Consider the following 15,197-nt stretch of genomic DNA (forward strand, 5'->3'; position numbering starts at 1 on the left):
TTCCGAGATCGCCTGGCCGCCGGTCAGGATCGCGATGTCCTGCAGCATGGCCTTGCGGCGATCGCCGAAGCCCGGAGCCTTGACGGCCGCGACCTTCAGACCACCGCGCAGGCGGTTCACGACCAGGGTCGCGAGGGCTTCACCTTCCACGTCCTCGGCGACGATGATCAGCGGCTTGCCGGTCTGCACCACGGCCTCGAGCAGCGGCAGCAGCTCGTTCAGCGAGGAGAGCTTCTTCTCGTTGATGAGGATATAGGCGTCGTCCATCTCAACGCGCATCTTGTCCGCGTTGGTGACGAAGTAGGGCGAGATGTAGCCGCGGTCGAACTGCATGCCCTCGACCACGTCGAGCTCGGTCTCGAGCGACTTGGCTTCCTCGACGGTGATCACGCCCTCGTTGCCGACCTTCTTCATGGCGTCGGAGAGGAACTTGCCGATCTCGGCGTCGCCGTTGGCGGAAATGGTGCCGACCTGGGCGATTTCGTCGTTCGAGGTAACCTTCTTGGAGTTCTTGACGAGGTCGGCGACCACGGCTTCCACGGCCAGGTCGATACCACGTTTCAGGTCCATCGGGTTCATGCCGGCGGCAACCGACTTGGCGCCTTCACGAACGATCGCAGCGGCAAGCACCGTTGCGGTGGTGGTGCCGTCGCCGGCCGCATCGGCGGACTTGGAGGCGACTTCGCGCACCATCTGCGCACCCATGTTCTCGAACTTGTCGTCGAGCTCGATCTCCTTGGCGACGGTGACGCCGTCCTTGGTGATGCGGGGAGCGCCGAACGACTTGTCGAGCACGACGTTGCGGCCCTTGGGGCCGAGCGTGACCTTTACCGCGTTGTTGAGAATTTCGACGCCGCGCAACATGCGGTCGCGGGCGTCTACGCCGAACTTGACTTCTTTGGCTGACATGTGGGTTTTCCTGAATGTTTTACTTGGTCTCACCCTTGGCGACGCCCAGCAGGCGCTCCTCAGGATGAGCGGTGCGAGCGATGGTTTAGGCGGCCTTCTTCTTGGCGGACGCGTCCGTGAGAACGCCCAGGATGTCGCTCTCCTTCATGATCAACAGCTCTTGGCCGTCGATCTTGACCTCGGTGCCTGACCACTTGCCGAACAGGACGCGGTCGCCGACCAGGACGTCGATCGGGATCAGCTTGCCACTCTCGTCGCGGCCTCCGGGGCCGACGGCGATGACTTCACCTTGCGAAGGCTTTTCCTTGGCAGTGTCCGGAATGATGATGCCGCCAGCGGTCTTTTCTTCTGCGTCGATGCGCTTGACCACGACCCGGTCGTGAAGCGGACGGAATTCCATACAGATCTCCTAAGCATTTACACCCGTTGAAAATTTCACGATTGCTAGCAATCGCTGCCTGCGAGTGCCAATGCAGGCCCAGCTGAAATAGGACCGATTTTTTGGGGAACAAGTGTTTGTAGCAGGAAAATCGGCTGGGCCCGCGGGATCTCTGTGGGGCTGCCCCAAATCACCTCTTCGAGTTTGCCGCCGAGCGTCGTTCTTCTTCTGAGTGAGTCGTATGGCTCTGTCTCTCGACCTAATGTCATCTACAGTTCAATTCCTCTGCCCTAAATTCGAGATGGTAAAGGCCCACCGATCTGGTGCCGGTTCAAATGAGAATCGTCGGCTGATTTCGTTCTAAGATTGCGATGCGTTTAGAACCTAACGCGGAGGTCGGGAATTGGAGGTATCGCTCCGCTTGATCGATGATCCGATACTCAGCAACTCGAGGCCAGGCAACGCTGGCTGCGAGAGCTAGCGCAGATCGTTCGGCACCTCGTCCAGTATCAGATCACCTTTGCGCGCCGAAGTCGCTGCTGGGCGGATCGCCCGTGCTCCAGACAGCGTGCGCGCCGATGCCCCGGTTTGCGCGAAAGGGCATGCCGGCATCGCGATAGGTCTATATGCGCAAACAGCTCGCCAAACTGTCCGGCGGCCATGACCTGGCCAAGGCGTTCAACTAAATCCTGAAGCGATGGGCGAGCTGTGAAGACGCCGGTGGCGGCGTGCTGATCAATACCGGAGTCAGCGTAGTTGTGATCTCGACAGGAACAAGAGCTGCACGGAATCTCCGCCCGGTCGCCCCTGGTGCACTTGTCGAAGCCTGGTGAACAGCAGGCTGTGAGCCACCCCGTACCGGCGCGCGACGCCGCAGACCGTCTCGCCAGCCTGCAAGGTCCATCCGACATGACGAACCTTCTCGTCGCAACTCCATCGCCGCCGACCTTCGGCGCCGAACACATCGACTTGCATTCGCCACGTGACCTTAAAGCTAGACTTAAGATGCTGCCTTGTGCTTTGGGCGCGTCTTTAGCTTTGGAGCTTGATAGGATTCATGTTGGACATCGTACACATACTGTGCGCCTCGGATTTACCTGCGACACAACCGAGTCGTCCGAAAAGTCTCACACGACAAGCTATCTAAGGCGCTTGAATCGCACCTTACGTCAAAATGTGACGTATCGAAATAGGCGGCGACAGGCTTCGGTACCCGAAGCCCGTCCGAACGAGTGACATAGAGTGCAAATGTCCCAAATCCTAGGCTCATGCAAGATGAGCCCGGTCATCAGCGACTGTCGTGAAGCTCGCTGTGGCTGGTTCATAGAAACGCGCGTCCGACAGATGCGCTTGGCTCACCGCCGGATGGTAAGACGCCGCTCACATTGGGCACAGGCGCGGATATGACGCGGGTTGTCCCCCGGAAGAGCGGGGCTGCGGGAAAGCCGGCTGCCCGGATCTGTCAGCGGAAAGTCAAATGGTCGCGCTACTCGAGCACGATCATAAGACTAGGGCACGTTGACTGGCGGCATGGACGCGGTCAGCCGCGGCACAAAGCCATCTTGGTGTCGGCCGCGTGCCGCCAACACTATTGTAAGCGCCACAAAAACGATCAGAAGTCCACGCATTCCAAAGAATCACCCACCAATTCCATCGCAATTATGAAACGGCTGACAGCTGATGCGCTTGCTCTAAGCTCGCCGCGAAAATGCCGCCGCGTTCAATGCAGGCTGTTAGGCTTGCAAAGTCGAAAAGATAGGCCCACTCAGTCGCCAAAATCAATATTCCTTGTATTTCCGAGTAAGTCTGCGAACCGGGTGGTCACGCTTGAAAAATGCGCCGCGTGCGTATGATGTCCTTGTGGCGGTAAGACGTGGTCCGCTACGATGCCGATCTCGCGATGCCAGCCCATGCACCGGTAAATTCCGGCATAGGGAGCCGTGGCTCCTCGCTCATGATTCTGGTCAAATGGCTCGCTGTTAGACTCGCGCAGATAACGCCCGTTCTTATAGACCGCGATTCGTCATCTCTCGATCGGCTAGCTTAACTTTGCCTAGATCGTTGCCTTCGTCCACCGATAGAGCGGATAACTTTGACGCCGTTTTCCTCTGCCGCGGCGACATACTCCGCAAAGGCGTCGAACTGACATTTCGGTGCCGCACCATGCGCCGTGAGTATATCGAATAGAGGCCTCAGTGCCGGATCGCGAAAATTTCGACGTATTGATTCCGCTACCGCAGTATCGCGGACATCAAACCTAACTTGATATTGCCACTGCGAGGTCACGAGGCCCTACCGCTTCGCCATGCACTGGCTCATTCTATGCCAGTTCGCTCTGGTTACAAAACGAGACATCGCCAACTTCTGCCACCACAAAGCCCACCAGACTTTATGTGGCAAACTTTAGAATTCACCTGATTAGTATGTTCATGAGCAACTACGCGGCGGGCAACACGGTAAGTTCATCCTGCCCTACAGCCACGATCTTATCGACCGAGAACCCGTTGAATCTCGCCATTTGCGTATAGGCGCCCACATTCTGGAATTCAATCCAATCGCCTTCGTGCAAATCGCGTGGCAGTGAATACGAGAATCCAAGCCTGTCCGTGCCGTCGCAAGTTGGGCCGAAGATGATGAAGTCCTGCCACTCCTCAGTCTGGATCGGCCGTCCCCCACGCCAAGCACGGGCGGGCAGCAGAAAATATTGCCGGGCAGGTGAGAGCCCGCTGAAGATGCCCGCGCCGCAGTAGAGCGCCCCGTCTTTTCTTAAGATCACCCGGCAAAACAAAGAGATGCTATCATGAACCAGTGCTCGTCCGGGCTCACACAAGAGTTCAACACGCTTCAGTGCATCCGTTTCGCGCACAAGTTTCGTGATGTCGGAGAGCATGCTCAAGGGAGAGTTATAGGGGACGTTCAGATAATGGCCGGGAAAGCCGCCACCAATATCGAGCGCTGTGGGAGCCGGAGAAACAGCTTCTATAATGTCGACGGCCGCCCGAATGCCATGCAGATACGGATCGACAACGATCGTTTGGGAACCTGGGTGAAAGGCCAAGCCCGTGGTCCAGCGCGATTGCGCGTTGACGAGACCCAGCAGACGGCTCGCTTCGGCGGGCGAGACACCAAACTTGCCGTTTAAGTCTAAGATGGCGCACGTCCCGCTACACTTGAACCGGACGTAGATTCGTATTTCCGGATCATGCGACGGCAGCACCTCAAGGAGCTTCCGCAGCTCGGCTTCGCAATCGATCACATAGTCGCGAACCCCCAGATCTCGGAACGTCCGTTCGATATCGCGACGAGATTTCACGGGATTCATGAACCATGAACAGGCCCGGGGAACAGTCGAATGGACAAGGCGAGCTTCGGCCAGCGACGCCACGTCGAATCCGGCCACTCCGGCGCGAGAGACCGCGTGAAGAATTTTGGGCAACGGATTCGCCTTCACCGCATACAGCACGCGTCCTGAGAAATGCTCGGTGAATTCGCGCGTGACGGATGCAAGACGCCCCTCATCGAACGTATAGAAGGCATCAACTTCCGCACTTTCCAATGATCTTACCAAGCTCATATTGCACCATTCCTCGCGCGCCAGAAGGGGAGTGGCCAGCGCCGTTGTTGCCGGCTGCGAGAGCAACGACCATGCCAGCGCTCCCCACGCGTTGAACCGCCTGATTACGCTTTGAAACAGCTCGCCATGCGCCACGGTGATGTCTTCTTTCGTACACGGCTGTGAAAAGCCAGACAAAGATCGAGGGGCCGCGCTGGGTCCCCGCAAACTTCAACGGGTTACCTCGCTCAGCGTCGATCCTCCGCAGCTTCTCGTCAACATCAACAGGCAAGCCTCCTCGTTTTCTCTAATTGCGCGCCACAGGACCTTTGGAGCGAATATCCTTGGCGCGGATCAACGCGACATTGCCGCACGCTTCAGTAATGGCCGATTCAAAGGCAAAGAGCGTTTCGACGGTTTCTCCTGGACGAGAGGTGCCAGTGGCGTGCCCTTGCTTGGCGAGGCATTGGCTGCACTCGAATGCGAAGTCGACGAGATCATCGAACGGTATTCGCACGGGATCGTCGTCGGACGCCTCGTCGACGTCGGACTGTCCCAGCGGCTGTCTGGCCTCGCATATTAAAACTCCGAGTATGTCGAGATCGGCTCTCGCCCGATTTCAACCTGATCGCTGCCGCAGGCTCTCCTGTTTGCTCCATGGCGGACCAGCAGGATTTAGATGGTGAAGCGCGCTAAAGCCATCCATTCAGGCGCAGAGTTGATCTGAGAAGCTGAGCCCGCCTTCTGCGAGCGTGCTTGTTTATCTTTCGATAGAGCGCCCGCAGATTGCGGCCTGTGCGGAGGAGCCCGCGCCACCGCGAGTGTACTTAGAGCTATGGCCGCGATCGTATCGTGCGTTTTTTCATTGCCTGTGCAGCGTTAATGCGCCGAGTGCCTGTTGGCGCGGTTAAACATCGATTTGTTGAACGAGATGGACGCTGAAGCGGCATGATCTTTCCCGATATCTTTGTGCGCATGCCAATTACTTTCACATGGACGCTCTTGACCGTCATCTATTATCTCGGCAACGAGAGCTATTATAGATCGAGAGAAAGAATGATGAATGTGATTGATCAAGCGAACGGTTCGGAGTTGCCGCCCGTCTTGCAGAAGTCATCAAGACGCCTTCCGTGGGTTTTTGGATTTATCGCCGTCTTCATCGGGCTATGCGTTGGGGGTGCATTTTACTGGCCCCATATCGACCGAATGATCAAGGCGTTAACGGCACGTGAAGTCGTCCCAATGCCGGCGTTGTCACCTGAAGACAAGGCAGCGCTTTCGGAGATCCGGTCGGGGCAACAGGAGGTGAGCGAGGAGATTTCAGCGCTTAACCGCAACATCGATGCGCAGCAAGCCGATTTGAAACGGATGTTAGATCAAATCGCAGCCCTGACCTCAAGAATTGAGTCTCTGCAGAACATTGCTGCGCCTCTTCCTGCAGATATTCGTCCGCCGGCAGCCCAGGCCGCATCAAAGCCGACTACAAGAGCCACTCGCCCGCCTAAACCAGAAGGGCCGGTTTCCGTCGGGGGCGCGCCGCTGGTTCCGGAGCCGGAGACGGACCGCCGATGATCTAATCATGAAGCCTCGAGCCTGCCAGACATGGCCTCACTGAGAGGATGCAAGTCGAACTAGGAGCGAAGATCGCGGTGCTCACGTTCGGTCCTCCCAGGCGCATTCGGTGAGGAGGACGAGAATGCGGCTCGACCGGTCGAGTCCGAGATCGCTTGTATGGCTCGGGTCTGCGAGCGCAGCCATAGCACCCGCCAGGCCCGCTGCACCGGACGGCGTGGTGGCGAGGCCATCATGGGCGGAGAGTACGCGAACAGCATCCACCAATTCCGCCTCGGGCACGGTGATGGCCCGAGCGCCGTGACGCCTGAGCACCGCAACGGCGGGCGCACTCGCCTGGCCGCAGGAGAGCATCTCCGCGGATGTTCGGAGATCGCCCATCACCCGAATCGGGTGACCGGCCGCGAGCGCGGGCGCAAGACACGCGGCGGTTTCCGGCTCGACCGTCACGATGCATCCCGGAGGTGCCAGCCAGCCCGAGAGGCCCTCGGCGATGGCAGCGGCGAGTCCGCCGACACCAGCTTGTATAAAGACGTGTGTCGGACGCCCATGGCCGGCGAAGTCTACTTGATCGCGGATTTCCGCCGCCGTAACGCCGTATCCCGCCATGACGTCGCAAACGATGGGATCGTTCGGATCGTCGGTCGTGTCGGCGACAAGAATGCCGGCGCCCTGGCAGGCCGCGGCTGCGGCCGCATCAACTGCATTGTCGTAGGTGCCCGGCACCCAGACGATCTCGGCACCCTGATTCTCGATGCGGCGCGCGCGCGCGTTCGGCACGCCCTCGTGCAGGAACACGCGGGCGGGCGCCCCGGCAAAGCGCGCGGCGGCAGCTACCGCGAGCCCGTGATTACCGTCACTGGCGCAGACCAGGGTCGGCTGCCCCTTAGGTCGGGCCGCGAGAAGGTCGGCCAACTGCATGCGCGAGGCCCGGGCGAGCGCGCGCAACCCGGCATAGGTGCCACCAAGCGACTTGAAGCTGCCGAGCATGCGGCGGCCCTCGTCTTTCGCTAGCACCTGCGCCACTCCGAGCCGCTCCGCAAGCGTCGGAAGGTTCAGGAGTGGCGTCGGCGCGTATGCGGGATCGAGGCGGCCAAGCTCGGCTGCGATCGCATTGACTGGTGAAGAGGTGCTGTTCATGCGTTGATCTTGCCCGCTACAGGTGACGGCTGCTGCCGGAGCGTTGCACAGCAACTCTTTCCGCCGATCATAACCAGCTGTACCTGCGAGCACCATCCTCGAGGACTTCGATCGCGCGCTTCTCCCAGGGGCCTTTTCGCGCTCGCGTCCGCCTACGCAAGTTTAAATTGCGGTTGGAGCGATCCCAGCGAAGCTCGACTAAAGGATTGCGGCGATGGCCCTCGCGGGTCCATCTCTGCGACGGAGCCCATCTACACCGACGCGAGCGCCATTGTGTGGGATGCTGCGGATCTTCGCGGATATCACGTCGCAAAACCAGCCGACGTTTCGAGCGAACAGTACTTAGGCTCTTGGGTAGTATTCGCCTGCGTGATCAAGGCGACCGTTTCCGTCACCAAAGTCTGGCCCTCCCTGCATGTGCACTCCGGTATTCGGCAAATGTGTGTTGTGTTCGATTCCGCGGTCGTGTTTCAATGCACGCTCATGTGTCGCGAAAACGACATTCCCGAAGCGAGGCAGTGGCGCTTTACAGATCGAAGGAAGTTCTGTCATATTTTATATGCGTTAAGTTTGGCCTCGGCGTGGGTGGCCGCTACTGGGTCACGCGGACGCTATGACATAGTGAACGAGTCTCCCATCACGTCAGCGAAAAGCGTATCGCCAACCGCGCTACTGTGACGCCAGAAAGCCCGGCCTTCCAGTTCAAATTAATCAATTCGCGCCTCGCGGGCTCCCCCGTGCGACTACCACCTTTCACATCCGTAACAGCCATGGCAGGATTTCTGCACTGTCAGCACGGCGAGACGAGTTAGGATCGTTGGATTGCTCTCGCCCCGCGCGGCCAGAGTTAGAACCTTCTCGGCGAGGCAAACCTTCAATGAAGACGTCCGCTTTGCTTCAGGCACCATCCGGACAGCATCCTCCAGAGCACCTTTCAGCACAGCATGCAGCTTGGTTTGAGGGGGTGGATATGACATGGCGCAAAATCCTGAAAACTTAGAATCAAACGATGAGGGCCCAGCATGTCCCAGCCTCCTGATGGTCCATCAAGACGGTAACGATGTTTAGTTTTGAGGTGGCGGTCAGTGGCTCAGCTGTGCCAAAACGAATACAATGACTAGGACCCGTTGAATGTGACAGTGGAGCTTCACCGACAGCTAAATTTTTGTTCTGGTCATTGCTGCGATCTCGACACTAACGCGACCGGAAAGTCGTGCGGCTTCGGCATTGCCGAAGGCATTCTGACGTGGTGACGTCCAGATCAAGCTGAAATGACGCTTGTGCTACGCGGCTTCGTCTTCGAGCCGGACGTGCAGTTGGTGTGTCCCGCGATTGAAGAGGAGTTCGGATCAGCCGAGGCCCGAACGGTCTCTACAGGCAAGCATTGATGGGGCAAGCCACGTCTCTGCATACTATACTCTGGGCTAAGCCGCGGCGATATGTGCCGGCGAGGGGGCGTTGAGGGTGCGCTAGACACTGCCCCGCGGCGACATAGTGCGTCGGTTCGCGAGGACGTTGCCGATAAAGCGGCTGCCGCAGATCACAAGATCTAGGCATTGACCCCGCTGAGGCCCAGGGCCGCGTTCCAACTTCTTAAGAGCATAAGGTGTCGCCCCTTTGGCCTAGTTATTCGTTAGCGCCCGCTCGAAAGCGGATCACCGCCTCTCGTATGTTGAGTATAGCCGCTGCGCTCTGTTCGCTCACTGAGGCGTCAGGACAGGGCTTGCGGACGGCAGCACGGGCGTGGAGTGCGAACCGGAGTCGCGCCGGCCCTCGCCCTGCTTGAAATTCATCCAAGTGGGCGATGAGCCATTCCAACGTTTGTCCACGTGTCTGTTCGGAGGCGCCTTCGCTTTGCGCAGTTGGAATTCAGGCGTGCTCGCCAGCGAAGCGAAAACTGCACATATCGGGCCGAAAAGCCAGCTCGGGCACGTGGCTCCGTTGAAGAAGATCTGTCGCGTCAAAAAGCAAGTCGAAGATTGATTGTCTTTCCAACATCGCGCGTAGGCACCAGATGTACCGAGGGAGGTCGCGCCGGAGCAAGTCGCTTCGCGTTTCACTGTGGAGAGAGACATCCGCAAAGCTTGCCGGCATTCCGGTCGGACTTCCGACCGACATGCCCAAGACCTCGTTCGTGGCGCTCGCGGCCCTGTCGAAGTCGGCGACGGCGCGGCGGGTGCGGCTGAATGCGACCGCTGTCGTGCTGCCCGGCCGCCCGACGGCCAAGCGCACGCCATGACGCGCTTCACGATGGTCCGCTCAACGCGTCGAGGGCGATCTCGAAGTTGGCCTCGATGTCGAGAGTGGGCGGGTCATGCGCGCGGAGGTGACGGCGCCGCTGTGTCGCGGCTTCGAGCAGATCCTGGAGGCGCGTCCGCCCATCGAAGCGCGGGCGCTGGCGCCGCGGATCTGCGGCATCTGCTCGGTCTCGCAGTCGGTCGCCGCGGCTGTCGCTCTTCGCGATGCGATGGCGGCCGAGGTCGCGCCGAACGGGATTCTCGCCACCAATCTCGCGCAGCGACGCGCGGCCTGCGGCACGTGATGTCTTGCCGGCGCGGGCGCGGCTGCTCGAACCTATGGGTATCTTCGCCGGGAAATGGCCGCATAGTCTGGCCTTCCAGCCGGCCGATGTCGGCGGCCCGCTGGAGCAGGCGCTGATCGGCACTGATGTCGGCGGCGCCGGCGCACGCTCGGTCGCCATCCAGCACGTCGTGCGCTCGTTCGATCCCTGGATGGCGTACACCGCGCATTGAGTGGTCTCTCGCGCGGGGACGGAAACTTCGTTGTCGCCTGAAATCGAATTGTTTCCGTTTTCTCGGTCGGGGCATGCGCGCGCACCGCAATTCGAGCAATTCAAATCTGCAACAATTTGGTATCACTCTACTTTCCTTACGCTCCCGGTGCTTGGCCTGCTTCTTGCTGTCCTTGGCGTCATAGAAAGTCAAAGCCGAGGCGGGACGATTCATGGGCGCGGCGACGGAAACGTTTTACAGCGTGATCAGGCGACAAGGTATCACGCGTCGGAGCTTTCACAAATTTTGCAGCCTGACTGCGACGAGTCTCGGCCTCGGGCCCCTGGGGGCGAGCCGCATCGCGAACGCGCTCGAGACCAAGCCGCGCGTGCCGGTGATCTGGATGCACGGGCTCGAATGCACCTGCTGTTCCGAGAGCTTCATTCGTTCCGCGCACCCGCTGGTGAAGGATGCCGTGCTCTCGATGATCTCGCTCGACTATGACGGCACCATCATGGCGGCCGCAGGCCACCAGGCGGAGGCGATCCTCGAAGAGACCCGCGCCAAGCACAAAGGGCAATACATTCTCGCGGTGGAAGGCAATCCGCCGCTGAACGAAGGCGGCATGTTCTGCATCGACGGCGGCAAGCCGTTCGTCGAGAAGCTGAAGATGGTGGCGGAGGATGCGATGGCGATCATCGCCTGGGGCGCTTGCGCCTCGTGGGGCTGCGTGCAGGCGGCCAAGCCCAATCCGACGCAGGCGACGCCCATCGACAAGGTCATCGCCAACAAGCCGATCATCAAGGTGCCGGGATGCCCCCCGATCGCTGAAGTGATGACCGGCGCCATCACCTTCATCACCACTTTCGGCAAATTGCCCGAGCTCGATCGTCAGGGCCGGCCGAAGATGTTTTACTCGCAGCGTATCCACGACAAGTGCTACCGGCGGTCGCATTTCGACGCCGGCCAATTCGTCGAGGAGTGGGACGACGAGGCGGCGCGCAAGGGCTATTGTCTCTACAAGATGGGCTGCAAGGGCCCGACCACCTACAACGCCTGCTCGACCGTGCGCTGGAATGGCGGCGTCTCCTTCCCGATCCAGTCGGGCCATGGCTGCATCGGCTGCTCGGAAGACGGATTCTGGGACAAGGGTTCGTTCTACGACCGTCTCACCAACATCAAGCAGTTCGGCATCGAGAAGAACGCCGACCAGATCGGCATGGTGGCGGCCGGAGCCGTCGGTGCGGCAGTCGCCGCGCATGCAGCGGTGACCGCGGTGAAGCGGCTCGCCGGCAAGCGCGAAGACGCGCACCACACCAGCTAAGCGCCAAAGAGATCCAACAGTAGCAAAATCATGGGTATCCAGACTCCCAACGGCTTCAATCGCGACAATTCCGGCAAGCGCATCGTCGTCGATCCGGTGACCCGTATCGAAGGTCACATGCGCGTCGAGGTCAATGTCGACGCCGATAACGTCATCCGAAACGCAGTCTCCAGCGGCACGATGTGGCGTGGGATCGAGGTGATCCTGAAGGATCGCGATCCCCGCGACGCCTGGGCGTTCACGGAACGGATCTGCGGCGTCTGCACCGGCACGCACGCGCTGACGTCGGTGCGCGCGGTCGAGAACGCGCTCGGGATCACCATTCCGGAGAACGCCAATTCGATCCGCAATCTGATGCAGCTTGCCTTGCAGGTGCACGACCACGTCGTTCACTTCTATCACCTGCACGCGCTGGATTGGGTCGATTTGGTCTGCGCGCTTTCGGCCGACCCGCGGGCAACCTCGACGCTCGCGCAGTCGATCTCGAGCTGGCCGTTGTCGTCGCCAGGTTACTTCAAGGACCTGCAAACCCGTCTCAAGAAGTTCTTCGAGTCGGGGCAGTTGGGGCCCTTCAAGAACGGCTATTGGGGCAGCAAGGCCTACAAGCTGCCGCCTGAGGCCAATCTGATGGCGGTCGCGCACTATCTGGAGGCGCTCGATTTCCAGAAGGAGATCGTCAAGATCCAAACCATCTTCGGCGGCAAGAATCCGCATCCGAACTGGCTCGTGGGCGGCGTGCCCTCTCCGATCAACGTCGACGGCACGGGCGCGGTCGGTGCCATCAACATCGAGCGCCTGAACCTGATCTCGTCGATCATCGATCGCCTGATCGAGTTCAACGAGCAGGTCTACCTGCCCGACGTGGCGGCGATCGGTTCGTTCTACAAGGACTGGCTCTACGGCGGCGGTCTTTCCGGCAAGAGCGTACTCTCTTATGGCGACGTGCCGGAACACGCCAACGACTACTCCTCCAAGAGCCTGAAGCTGCCGCGGGGCGCCATCATAAACGGCAATCTCTCGGAGGTGCTTCCCGTCGATCATGCCAACCCCGATGAGATCCAGGAGTTCGTGGTTCACTCCTGGTACAAATATCCCGACGAAACCAAGGGACTGCATCCCTGGGACGGCGTAACCGAGCCGAACTACGTGCTGGGGCCCAATGCGAAAGGCACCAAGACCGCGATCGAGCAGCTCGATGAGGGCGGAAAATATTCATGGATCAAGGCGCCGCGCTGGCGGGGTCACGCCATGGAGGTCGGCCCGCTGGCGCGTTGGGTGGTGGGCTATGCGCAGAACAAGGCCGAGTTCAAGGATCCTGTCGACAAGTTCCTGAAGGATATGGACCTTCCGCTATCGGCGCTGTTCTCGACGCTCGGTCGGACGGCGGCGCGCGCGCTGGAGTCGGTCTGGGCCGGACGACAAATGCGTTACTTCCAGGACAAGCTCGTCGCCAACATCAAGGCCGGCGACAGCTCGACCGCGAACGTCGACAAGTGGAAGCCAGAGAGCTGGCCGAAGGAGGCCAAGGGTTTTGGCTTCACCGAGGCGCCGCGCGGCGCACTCGCGCACTGGATCAAGATCAAGGAAACCAAGATCGACAATTACCAGTGCGTGGTGCCGACCACCTGGAACGGCTCACCGCGCGATCCGCAAGGGAACATCGGTGCATTCGAGGCCTCGCTGATGAACACCCCGATGGTCAATCCCGAGCAGCCTTTGGAGATTCTGCGCACGATCCATTCCTTCGATCCGTGCCTGGCCTGCTCCACGCATGTCATGAGTCCGGACGGCCAGGAAATGGCCAGCGTCAAGGTCAGGTGAAGCAGGGGAAACGCCATGATGGATGTAGCTGCACGTCCGGCGGAAGCCGAGCCGGACCTCTCCGCGATAGCGGCCGATGCGGCCGGCGAACATGGGGTCTGCCGTCCCGCCGTCTATGTCTACGAAGCGCCGGTGCGGATCTGCCATTGGGTGAACGCGTTCTCGATCATCGTGCTGATGGCGACCGGTTATCTGATCGGAACGCCATTGCCGTCGGTCGAGGGGGAGGCCTCGGCGAACTTCGTGATGGGCTATATCCGCTTTGCCCATTTCGCGGCGGGGCAGGTGCTGGCGGTGTTCTTCCTTGCCCGCATTCTGTGGGCCTTCGTCGGAAATCACTATTCCCGGCAGATTTTCTATCTGCCGGTGCATCGCAAGCACTTCTGGAAGGAAGTGCTGCATGAAATCCGCTGGTATGCGTTCCTGGAGCGCGAGCCGAAGATGTATGTCGGCCACAACCCGCTGGCGCGGACCGCGATGTTCACGGGCTTCACGCTGTTCGTGGCGTTCATGATCGTTACCGGCTTTGCGCTCTATTCGGAAGGTGCGGGTATCGACAGTTGGCAGCACAAGCTGTTCGGCTGGGTGTTCGCGATTTGGCCGAACAGCCAGGACGTTCACACCTGGCATCATCTCGGCATGTGGGCGCTGGTCGTGTTCGTGATGGTGCACATCTACGCCGCGGTCCGTGAGGACATCATGTCGCGCCAGAGCATCGTCTCCTCGATGATCTCCGGCGAGCGGCAATTCCGCGACTGAGAAACTGGAATGATACCGATGCCGACATCTTCGCAAGCAAACCGCATCCTGGTGCTCGGCATCGGCAACATCCTGTGGGCCGACGAAGGCTTTGGCGTGCGCGCGGTGGAGAAATTCCACCGCCGCTACGCCGTGCCCGACAACGTCACCATTCTCGACGGCGGCACGCAGGGGCTCTACCTCGTGAACTACCTGGAGGATGCGGATCGTTTGATCGTGTTCGACGCGATCGACTATGGGCTCGAGCCCGGGCAGTTGAAGCTCGTTCGCGACGACGAGGTGCCGCGTTTCACCGGCGCCAAGAAGATGAGCTTGCACCAGACCGGCTTCCAGGAGGTCATCAGCGCGGCCGACCTGCTTGGCCGTTGTCCGCGACATCTCGTATTGATCGGCTGCCAGCCCCGCGACCTCGAGGATTGGGGTGGCCCGCTGACACAGCCGGTGCGCGATCAGATCGCGCCGGCGCTCGAGCTTGGTTGCGAGATCCTGGCCGAATGGGGCGTCGAGGTGATGCCGCGCACCGCGCCGTTGGCAGAATCGGAGCGGCTGCTCGCCAACGACATCGATCATCAGCATTACGAGATGACGGGGCGGCCGGCCTGACCGGCTGCACCATCGGAGATCCGCCATGTGCCTCGGCTTGCCGATGACGATCGTTGAGACTGACGGGATATCGGCGCTGTGCGAGTTCCGAGGCGAGCAGCGGCGCGTTTCGATGCTGCTGCTCTCGGACCCGCCGGCCGGTGCCAGGGTGCTGGTCTTTATCGACACCGCGGTTCGGCTTCTGCATGAGGCCGAGGCGCGCCTGATCGGCGCCGCGATCGACGGTCTGTGCGCGGCGATCAATGGCGAGGATTGCGATCGCTTCTTCGCCGACCTCATTGACCGCGAGCCGCAACTGCCCGAGCATCTCCGGCTTGATTAGGGCGGCAGCCCGCTCCGCGAGAGCCCGCGTCCTCGCTGGAAGATAAATTTCTATCTGCTAGGTTCATTCATCCGATATGGAAA

Annotated in this window: 11 protein-coding genes and 2 pseudogenes; 9 read left to right on the top strand and 4 right to left on the bottom strand. The window is 60.2% G+C overall.

The features are described 5' to 3' along the window. The 3 genes from groEL to IVB12_RS18430 form a co-directional block, all read right to left on the bottom strand. Nucleotides 1-909: chaperonin GroEL (gene groEL, locus IVB12_RS18420; RefSeq protein ID WP_247300981.1), on the bottom strand; the 909-nt coding region annotated here is incomplete at its 3' end. Between the two features lie 85 nt (nt 910-994). Further along, a complete protein-coding gene (gene groES / locus IVB12_RS18425) occupies nt 995-1,309 on the bottom strand; it encodes a co-chaperone GroES (RefSeq protein WP_247277985.1) in 315 nt (104 codons plus the stop codon). Nucleotides 1,310-3,725: 2,416 nt separating this feature from the next. After that, nucleotides 3,726-4,997: an alanine racemase gene (locus IVB12_RS18430; protein ID WP_247300983.1), complete on the bottom strand. Its 1,272-nt coding sequence runs from the start codon at nt 4,995-4,997 to the stop codon at nt 3,726-3,728. Nucleotides 4,998-5,001: 4 nt separating this feature from the next. Between IVB12_RS18430 and IVB12_RS18435 the strand changes: the two genes are divergently transcribed. Together IVB12_RS18435 and IVB12_RS18440 are read left to right on the top strand one after the other, a co-directional pair. Further along, nucleotides 5,002-5,424: a flavin reductase family protein gene (locus IVB12_RS18435; protein WP_247300984.1), complete on the top strand. Its 423-nt coding sequence runs from the start codon at nt 5,002-5,004 to the stop codon at nt 5,422-5,424. 365 nt (nt 5,425-5,789) lie between these two features. Next, nucleotides 5,790-6,413 (top strand): hypothetical protein, encoded by a 624-nt coding sequence (locus IVB12_RS18440; protein WP_247300986.1) that lies wholly within the window; start codon nt 5,790-5,792, stop codon nt 6,411-6,413. 81 nt (nt 6,414-6,494) lie between these two features. Here the strand turns inward: IVB12_RS18440 and IVB12_RS18445 are convergent, their stop codons facing one another. Continuing rightward, entirely contained in the window at nt 6,495-7,553 is a 1,059-nt protein-coding gene (locus IVB12_RS18445; RefSeq protein ID WP_247277981.1) for a pyridoxal-phosphate dependent enzyme, read from the bottom strand. 2,074 nt (nt 7,554-9,627) lie between these two features. On the opposite strand from IVB12_RS18445, the pseudogene IVB12_RS18450 reads away from it, so the two are divergent. The 7 genes and pseudogenes from IVB12_RS18450 to IVB12_RS18480 form a co-directional block, all read left to right on the top strand. Further along, nucleotides 9,628-9,792, top strand: a pseudogene (locus IVB12_RS18450) (HupU protein); the annotation flags it as partial. Nucleotides 9,793-9,816: 24 nt separating this feature from the next. Continuing rightward, nucleotides 9,817-10,177: pseudogene (locus tag IVB12_RS18455) on the top strand (nickel-dependent hydrogenase large subunit); the annotation flags it as partial. A 340-nt stretch (nt 10,178-10,517) separates the two neighbouring features. Then, nucleotides 10,518-11,609, top strand: a complete 1,092-nt coding sequence (locus IVB12_RS18460; RefSeq protein WP_247300988.1) for a hydrogenase small subunit — start codon at nt 10,518-10,520, stop codon at nt 11,607-11,609. 30 nt (nt 11,610-11,639) lie between these two features. Beyond that, on the top strand, nt 11,640-13,430 hold the full coding sequence (locus IVB12_RS18465; protein ID WP_247300990.1) for a nickel-dependent hydrogenase large subunit: 1,791 nt from the start codon (nt 11,640-11,642) through the stop codon (nt 13,428-13,430). A 15-nt stretch (nt 13,431-13,445) separates the two neighbouring features. Then, nucleotides 13,446-14,189 (top strand): Ni/Fe-hydrogenase, b-type cytochrome subunit, encoded by a 744-nt coding sequence (gene cybH / locus IVB12_RS18470; protein ID WP_247300992.1) that lies wholly within the window; start codon nt 13,446-13,448, stop codon nt 14,187-14,189. Between the two features lie 18 nt (nt 14,190-14,207). After that, a complete protein-coding gene (locus tag IVB12_RS18475; RefSeq protein WP_247300993.1) occupies nt 14,208-14,792 on the top strand; it encodes a HyaD/HybD family hydrogenase maturation endopeptidase in 585 nt (194 codons plus the stop codon). A 25-nt stretch (nt 14,793-14,817) separates the two neighbouring features. Further along, a complete protein-coding gene (locus IVB12_RS18480; RefSeq protein ID WP_247300994.1) occupies nt 14,818-15,114 on the top strand; it encodes a HypC/HybG/HupF family hydrogenase formation chaperone in 297 nt (98 codons plus the stop codon). The last annotated feature ends 83 nt before the right edge of the window (nt 15,115-15,197 follow it).

The organism is Bradyrhizobium sp. 179, from assembly GCF_023073535.1.
GTDB lineage: Bacteria > Pseudomonadota > Alphaproteobacteria > Rhizobiales > Xanthobacteraceae > Bradyrhizobium.

Bases quoted from the DNA above. Each gene is read 5' to 3' on its own strand.
- IVB12_RS18435 (WP_247300984.1), top strand. From the start codon at position 5,002: ATGTCTTCTTTCGTACACGGCTGTGAAAAGCCAGACAAAGATCGAGGG.
- IVB12_RS18465 (WP_247300990.1), top strand. From the start codon at position 11,640: ATGGGTATCCAGACTCCCAACGGCTTCAATCGCGACAATTCCGGCAAG.
- IVB12_RS18445 (WP_247277981.1), bottom strand. From the start codon at position 7,553: ATGAACAGCACCTCTTCACCAGTCAATGCGATCGCAGCCGAGCTTGGC.
- IVB12_RS18460 (WP_247300988.1), top strand. From the start codon at position 10,518: ATGGGCGCGGCGACGGAAACGTTTTACAGCGTGATCAGGCGACAAGGT.
- IVB12_RS18480 (WP_247300994.1), top strand. From the start codon at position 14,818: ATGTGCCTCGGCTTGCCGATGACGATCGTTGAGACTGACGGGATATCG.
- IVB12_RS18475 (WP_247300993.1), top strand. From the start codon at position 14,208: ATGCCGACATCTTCGCAAGCAAACCGCATCCTGGTGCTCGGCATCGGC.
- groES (WP_247277985.1), bottom strand. From the start codon at position 1,309: ATGGAATTCCGTCCGCTTCACGACCGGGTCGTGGTCAAGCGCATCGAC.
- IVB12_RS18440 (WP_247300986.1), top strand. From the start codon at position 5,790: ATGATCTTTCCCGATATCTTTGTGCGCATGCCAATTACTTTCACATGG.
- cybH (WP_247300992.1), top strand. From the start codon at position 13,446: ATGATGGATGTAGCTGCACGTCCGGCGGAAGCCGAGCCGGACCTCTCC.